7 protein-coding genes are annotated in these 6,825 nt (G+C 72.5%); 3 read left to right on the top strand and 4 right to left on the bottom strand.

Annotated features, from left to right (window positions below):
• Nucleotides 1–49: 49 nt before the first annotated feature.
• The 4 genes from ACWGIU_RS25070 to eccB all read right to left on the bottom strand — a co-directional run bounded on the left by ACWGIU_RS25070 (nt 50) and on the right by eccB (nt 3,805).
• Complete coding sequence (locus ACWGIU_RS25070; RefSeq protein WP_453709299.1) at nt 50–355, bottom strand: WXG100 family type VII secretion target; 306 nt, start codon at nt 353–355, stop codon at nt 50–52.
• A gap of 44 nt (nt 356–399) precedes the next feature.
• The gene (locus ACWGIU_RS25065; protein WP_453709297.1) at nt 400–741 is read right to left on the bottom strand and encodes a hypothetical protein; all 342 of its coding nucleotides are present in this window, start codon (nt 739–741) and stop codon (nt 400–402) included.
• Between the two features lie 212 nt (nt 742–953).
• Nucleotides 954–2,216: a type VII secretion-associated serine protease mycosin gene (gene mycP, locus ACWGIU_RS25060; protein WP_453709295.1), complete on the bottom strand. Its 1,263-nt coding sequence runs from the start codon at nt 2,214–2,216 to the stop codon at nt 954–956.
• 11 nt (nt 2,217–2,227) lie between these two features.
• On the bottom strand, nt 2,228–3,805 hold the full coding sequence (gene eccB / locus ACWGIU_RS25055; RefSeq protein WP_453709293.1) for a type VII secretion protein EccB: 1,578 nt from the start codon (nt 3,803–3,805) through the stop codon (nt 2,228–2,230).
• A gap of 258 nt (nt 3,806–4,063) precedes the next feature.
• On the opposite strand from eccB, the gene eccE reads away from it, so the two are divergent.
• From eccE to ACWGIU_RS25040, 3 genes are all read left to right on the top strand, one after another.
• Nucleotides 4,064–5,338, top strand: a complete 1,275-nt coding sequence (gene eccE, locus ACWGIU_RS25050; protein ID WP_453709291.1) for a type VII secretion protein EccE — start codon at nt 4,064–4,066, stop codon at nt 5,336–5,338.
• The gene (locus tag ACWGIU_RS25045) at nt 5,335–6,033 is read left to right on the top strand and encodes a hypothetical protein (protein ID WP_382546625.1); all 699 of its coding nucleotides are present in this window, start codon (nt 5,335–5,337) and stop codon (nt 6,031–6,033) included. The genes eccE and ACWGIU_RS25045 overlap by 4 nt, the downstream gene beginning before the upstream one ends.
• A 107-nt stretch (nt 6,034–6,140) precedes the next feature.
• A partial coding sequence (locus ACWGIU_RS25040) for an SCO5717 family growth-regulating ATPase (protein WP_453709288.1) occupies nt 6,141–6,825 on the top strand: 685 nt, incomplete at its 3' end.

The following is a 6,825-nucleotide window of genomic DNA, read 5'->3' as shown; positions in this document are numbered from 1 at the left end:
CGGTACGGGCGCGCCCCTTCGGCGTCGGAAGACCTGGGTCCCGCCGGACTCAGTAGGCCTCGGTGAAGAGGGTCGACGCCCGCTTGTCGGTGGCGCGGTAGTCGTCCTTGCCGCGCTCGATGAGCTTGGCGACCTTCTCCAGCTCGGTCTGCATCGTGTTGGCCTTGCTCTTGTACTTGCCCTGGAGGGTGACGTACTCGCGGTGCGCCTCACCGTCCCAGGTGTCGGTGACGACCTTCAGGGCCTGTTCCATCTGCTCCAGGTCCTTGATGATGTTCCCGGAGACGATCCGGATGCGGTCCGCCATCTGCTGGACCGACTCATACCGGACCCGAGTGTGCCCGTCGTTAGACATGTTCTTCTCCTTATCGGTGCGGCAGGGTGGTGAACGGCGCGCTGTCAGATGGCGTTGAGGCCAGAGCTGTTGCCGCCGGCCGAGCCCTGGACGCTCTTGAACGCGGCACGCACCTCGTCGTCCTGGGCGTTGCTCAGGTTCTTCGTCTGCGCCACGGCGTTGTGCAGGACGCCGAGCAGCCGACGGATCTCATCGTGGCTGTCGTTGAGCGTCGACTGGGCCGTGACGAAGCCGGAGGCGCCCACACCGGTCCAGCCGGCGCTCACGGTGGCGATGATGTCGGCCAGCTCGCGCGCCTGCTTGGTGACGGCGTTACCCGTCTCCTCGATCTTGTTCTTCGCCTGGACGACCGGATCGTCTGCAAGTCCGAAGGTGTTCGTGCTCATCGAAGCTCCTCACTTCTCAATTCGCCGGCAGAACCGGCGGATTGCGCAGCGGAGCGGGCATGACCCGGCGCGGTTGTAAGCCACGCGCCTGGGCGTCCCCCTCCGCTTCACGCGATCCCCCGATCACACTCGTGAAGCCTGGTGCCACTCTAGCCAGTTCATCGCACAGGCCCAACACCAGCAGGGCGCTTCCGTAGATGAACTGTGACCGTTCACTGCAAACGGCGTCGGCGGCTGCGTGCATCCCGGACGACCGTTGCGGTGCCCGCGATGACGGCGATGAGGACGGCGCCGATGCCGAGAGCGTACGTGCCGAACCGCTCCTCGCGCTCCTGGGCCGTCTCGGTGAGCTGGAGCGCCGCCGCCTCGGGGGCCGCCGCCGGGGGCGGGCCCGGGTCGGGGACCGGGGCCTTCGGGGTCTGCTGGTCGTGGGAGAGCGCGCGCACCGGGTCGATGACACCCCAACCCACGTAGTCGTCACGGCCGTTGACCGCCCGTTCGGCGGTGTTCTGGATCTGCCAGACGATCTGCTGCGCGGACCAGTCCGTGTGCTCGGCGCGCAGCAGGGCGGCGACTCCGGCGACGTACGGCGCGGAGAAGCTGGTGCCGTTGTCGATGCACTGGCCGAAGCCGGGAACGGTGGAGACCATGTCGACGCCGGGCGCCGCCACCCCGATGAAGTCACCGGGCTGGGAGAACCCGGCCCGCTCGTTGTTGCGGTCCGAGGCGCCCACGGCGAGCACTCCGGGGAAGGCCGCCGGGTAGGTCTTGCGCTTCTGGCCGCTCATGCCGTCATTGCCCGCCGAGGCCACCACCACGACGTTGGCGGCGACGGCCTTCTGGACCGACTTGCCGAGATCGGATTCGGCGGACAGCTGCGCGTCGGTGTCCTGTGAGATGTTGATCACTTGGGCGCCCTTGGCCACCGCGTGGTCGATGGCCTGGCTCAGGTTCGCGGCGTTGCCCTTGCCCTGCCCGTCGTTCTGCCGGATCGGGATGATGGTGGCTTCCGGGGCCAGGCCGACGAAGCCGGTGCCCTGCTGGGGGCGGGCCGCGATCAGCCCGGCGACCTTGGTTCCGTGGCCGACGGTGTCGGTGGTGCCGTCGCCGCCCTTCGGGTCGACGAAGTCCTTGCCGGCTCCGGTGTCGATGGCCGCGCTGAGCTGCGGGTTCGCCCGGTCCACGCCGGTGTCGATGACGGCGACGCGGACGCTGTTCCCGCTCTTGTCCTTGCCCTTGGTCTGCGCCCAGAGCTCGTCGAGCAGCAGCCGCTGGAGGGCCCAGGGCCGGTCCTCGATCTGCTTCTTCATCGGGAAGGTGCACTCCCCCGCGCCGTCGAGGCGCAGCGCGTACGGGGGCCGCGGAGCGGTGCCGGGGGCCGCGGCGGCCGTGCCCGCGCCGCCCGGGGCGAGGGTGAGAGTGAGGGTGAAAGCGGCGGCCAGGAGGGTCCGCCGGGACGCGTGGGTGTGGGTCATCGGCGGCTTCCTCACGAACCCTGTGGCTGACGGGCGGAGTTGGTGTCCAGGCGCGGCCCCTTGGAGAGGAATTCCGACCAGGCGATGGGCACCATGGCCGGGCTGACGCTGCCGTAGCCGAGCCGGACCTGCGCCTGGCTGGCCTCGGGGCGGACCTCGGCACCGGCCTTCGACTGGTCGGGCGCGCCGATCTTCGACTGCTCGCTGTCGCTGTCGCCGTTGGCCTGGACGGCGTACCGCAGACCGGTGTCGGTGACCAGGAAGAGCGAGCCGCCGGCCGTGGTCTGCTTGCCCTGGACCTGGGTGTAGAGCAGGCCCGAGCCCGGGGTGACGTACGCGCTGGTGCCGCTGGCGGTGATGTCGATCGGGAATCCGGTGCCGGCCCAGGTGCTCAGGGTCTGGTTGCCCTGGCCGTCGACCGAGCGCAGGACGCTGCAGACCGTGTCGCGGTTGTTGGCCCCGCTGGACTGGTTACCGGCGGGCGGTGTCGTCTGGTTGATGCGTTCGGTCTTCTCCTGGGGCCACTTGATGTCGCCCGCGAACGGCGCGGGGTCCGGGTTGATCGACTGGAGGTCGACCTCGCGGGGCTTGCCGTGCATGTTGAGGCCGTCGGTCGCGGGCGCCGAGATCAGCAGCCAGGCCACGAAGTCGGAGACCGGGGCGACCTTCCCGGGCAGCACCACGTAGTGCTGTGCGCCGGATCCGGTCTGCGCCTGGAGCACCATCCCGACCTTGTTGTCGGCGGTGCCCAGACCCTTCACCCCGGCGTCGGTACCGGCCTTGCCGGGCAGCGCCGGGAAGGACAGGTCGTCGCCGGAATTGAGGGTCCCCAGCCACTCCGGGCTGACCTGCTGCGGGGTGGCGCCGGTGCCGACCAGCGCGTTGGTCATCGTCCCGGCGGCCGGGGTGCCCTCGGGGAACTTGTACTTCGTCCCGGCCGCGTCGACCAGGTAGCGTTCCTGGCCCGCGGCCGTGCTCTGCACGTACAGCGACTGGGTGTCGGTGAGCCTGCGGGCGTCGTCCGTCTTGGCCGCCTCGCGGTCGGCGAGCACGAAGGTGGCGGTCTGCACGCCACGGCCGTTGCCGCCGGGCTGCTGGCAGACGGCCCAGCGCTTGGCCTTGCCGGCGTCCTCCTTCGAGGGGAGCCGGTCGGGGGCGTACTGGATGCCGATGATGGGGCCGCGCGGCGGTTTGCCCGCGTCGAGGACCTTGTCCTCGACCTGGATCACCTTGAACTTCGAGGGATCCAGCAGGAGTCGGGCGGACGCGAGGTTCAGCACCGGATGCAGCCGGGTCTGGTCCTTGCCGCCCACCTTCGTCGTCAGCACCACGTACCGGGTCGTCGAATCCTTGCCGACGATGACCCTGGCCCCCGGCTCCGCCCAGCCCTTGGGAGCCGTCGGCTTGAACATGCCCCAGGCGCCGAACCCGGCGAGCACGAGCGCGCCGACGATCAGCCCGGGAAGGACCGCGCGCAGCGGACGCGGCGCGCCTTCCTCGGTTCCCGTGGCGGATGGCTGGAGGAACGCGGCCACCGTGCGCCGCTTCGCAAAGGTGTACGCGTTGAGCTCATCACGTCGTGATGCCATGACCGCCTGCTTCTCCCCGCACGGCCCGGCCGGTGAGTACGGTCCCCGGGCCTCGATTGTCGGACCGGGCACCTACTATGCCTCTTGACGGACGGTATGAAGGGGCCGGGTAGGGTGAGGCTGCCGCCCAGCCCCCTCCACACCGGGTCAATCAGGGCTTGTTGGGGTGGATTGGGGAGATTCCGGGGTCGTGCGGCAGGTGCCGCGCAGCGCCCGGACTCACGGGGTCTGGCCCCGGAAAGGGGAAGTGCGCGAGTGATGGCCACCGCGACGGAGCAGCAGACCGGCGCGCCCGCACCGGCACGTGTCGGGGTGACGCCGCATCCGAAGTCGAGCCCCGGCCGTTTCGGACCGTTCCGACTGCAACAGCTCGTGCTGCTCCAAGTCGCCGCGGCCGTCCTGCTGGTGGCCTGGGTTGTCGAACCGCTGCTGCTGGTTCCCACCGGTGTCCTGGCGCTCGTCCTGGTGGTGCTCGCGGTCGTACGCCGCCACCAGCGCTCCCTGCCGGAATGGATCGGCGGTGCGCTCGCGCTGCGTTCCCGCCGGCGCCGGGCCGCCGCCTTCGCCGTGCCCGCGGGCACGGAGCCGGGGCTCGCCCCGCTGGTCGAGGCCGATCCGGCGCTGCGCACCCTCACCTTCAGCGACCGTGACCGGCGTCCGGTCGGGATGGTCGGCGACGGGACCTTCCTGACCGCGGTCGTCCAGGTGGACACGGACGCCACAGCGCTGCGGCCCGACCGGGCGGCGCGGCCGCTGCCGCTGGCCGTCGTACGGGACATCCTCGAAGTGGACGGCATCCGGCTGGAGTCCGCGCAGCTCGTGCAGCACACCCAGCCGGCGCCGGCCCCGCACCTGCCCGAGCGGTCGATGGCGACCCGCAACTACGCACCGCTGCAGGCCCGGACGGGTACCCCGGCGGTCCGGCTGACGTGGATCGCGCTCAAGCTGGACCCGGAGCTGTGCCCGGAGGCGGTCACCGCGCGCGGCGGCGGGGTGGCCGGAGCGCAGCGCTGTCTGGTGCGCGCGGCGGACCAGTTGGCGAGCCGGCTGGCCGGGGCCGGGTTCACGGCCACCGTACTGACCGAGCAGGAGCTGACGGCGGCACTGGCCACCTCCTCGTGCGCGAACCCGATGGCGATCACCCAGGCCGGGCGGTCGAACAGCACCGGGCGGCGCACCGAGGAGACCTCGCGGACCTGGCGCTGCGACGACCGGCGGCACACGACGTACTGGATAGGCCGATGGCCGCAGCTGGGCGGCACCGGTGCGGCGGCGCTGCCGCAGTTCGTGGCGCTGCTCACCTCGCTGCCCGCGCTCGCGACCAACTTCAGCCTGACGATGGCCCCGGCGGAGCGACAGGGCGTCACCCTGACCGGACACGTACGGGTGACGGGCCGCAGTGACGAGGAACTCGTCGTGGCGCGCCGGGAATTGGAAAGGACGGCGCGCGGCGTGAAGACCGGGCTGGTCCGGCTCGACCGTGAACAGGTGCCGGGGCTGCTGGCTTCGCTGCCGCTGGGAGGGGCGCGATGAGGGGCGGATTCGGGCTGGTCGGCCCCCGTCGGGAGCGGCACGTGGTGCCCGCCGCGGACCTGGACCTGCTGGCGCTGCCCGTCGGGGACGACGGGGTCGTCATCGGGGTGGACGCCGAGGGCCGGTCGGCGGTGCTCGGCATCAACCGGCCGACGCCGTACGAGGTGACGCTGATCGGCGGCCTGTGGACGGCACAGGTGCTGGCGCTGCGCGCGGCGGCCACGGGTGCGCGGGTGGCGGTGGAGACCGGGCGCGGGCAGGTGTGGTCGGGGCTGGCGCAGGCGGCGGGCGGCGGGCAGCAGTGCGTGACGCTGCACGAGGTGGGCCGGATCCCGCCGCAGGGCGCCTCGGCGGGCAGCCCGGTGCTGGTGATCCGCGACTGCGGCATGCGGCCGCCGCGCGGGCGCGTGGTGGCCGGACCATGGCAGTCGGTGCTGACCCTGCTGCCGTACCTGAGCCCGACGGCGCCGCGTCTCCTGCAACAGTCGTCCCTGGTGGGCGTGCAGCGGGTGTCCCCCGACGAGGCGGAGCAGATCGGGCGCCTGATGCGGCTCCCGAGACAGGCGGTGGACTCCCTGCCGACGCTGGGCGACGGGGTGACCCTGTGGTGCACGCCCCGGGACCGGCAGTTCGTGATGACCCAGGGCACGGACGCGGAGACGGGCCTGCTGGGCGGGGCCCGGCGCATCGACTGACCCGGCCCCTCCAAGGGGGGCGGACAGTGGCGTCGGGACGCGATTAGGCTGGGTCCGGGCGCGGCGAGGTGGGCGCCGGACCAGTGTTCGACAGACCAGGAGGACCAGTGAGCGGCGATCGGAACGAGAGGCGCGGCGGGACGTGGGACGTCCCGACGGACGATCAGTCCGACGCGGAGCCCGATGTGACGGGCGAGTTCACCATCGACTACACCCCGCCCGCCTGGTACATGCAGGGCGGGGCCCCGGCCGCCCAGGTGCCGGGGCTCCCCGAGGGCAGTGGCTTCGAGCCCCACCGCCCGTCGGAGCTGGAGTCGCCCTCCACGATGCGGATCGCTCCGCCGGCTCCGCGGACTGCGTCCGACGGCGCGGGGCTGCCGGTTCCGTTCCCGCCCGCTCCCGCGGCGCCGGTCGACGCGGCGCCGGCGGCCCAGGCTCAGGCCCTGCCGTACTCGACTCCGGCCCCGGTCTCGACCCCGGCACCGGCTCCGGCTCCGACACCGATCGCCCCTCCGGCGCCCGCTCCGGTCGAGTCGGCCCCGCCGTACGCGAACCCGGCTCCGGCACCGGCCCCCCTCGCCCCTCCGGCACCGGCCCCGGCCCCGGCACCGGCGCCCGTCGAGGAGGCGCCCGCGCTCGACGCCCCGACTGCGGTTCCGGCCCCGGTCGGCGACGTGCCCGTACCCCTGCCCGCGGCCGAGGAGGTCGCTCCGGAGCCGGCTCCGGTGGACACCCCGCCCGCGACGCCGTTCCCGGCTCTGCCGCCCGTCGACGGGGTCACGCCGTACCCGG

This window comes from Streptomyces sp. NPDC054840, assembly GCF_053611065.1.
The sequence above is the reverse complement of the archived record's forward strand: the minus strand, read 5'-3'. Positions and strand labels throughout refer to the sequence as shown.

Bases quoted from the DNA above. Each gene is read 5' to 3' on its own strand.
- ACWGIU_RS25065 (WP_453709297.1), bottom strand. From the start codon at position 741: ATGAGCACGAACACCTTCGGACTTGCAGACGATCCGGTCGTCCAGGCG.
- eccE (WP_453709291.1), top strand. From the start codon at position 4,064: ATGGCCACCGCGACGGAGCAGCAGACCGGCGCGCCCGCACCGGCACGT.
- eccB (WP_453709293.1), bottom strand. From the start codon at position 3,805: ATGGCATCACGACGTGATGAGCTCAACGCGTACACCTTTGCGAAGCGG.
- mycP (WP_453709295.1), bottom strand. From the start codon at position 2,216: ATGACCCACACCCACGCGTCCCGGCGGACCCTCCTGGCCGCCGCTTTC.
- ACWGIU_RS25045 (WP_382546625.1), top strand. From the start codon at position 5,335: ATGAGGGGCGGATTCGGGCTGGTCGGCCCCCGTCGGGAGCGGCACGTG.
- ACWGIU_RS25070 (WP_453709299.1), bottom strand. From the start codon at position 355: ATGTCTAACGACGGGCACACTCGGGTCCGGTATGAGTCGGTCCAGCAG.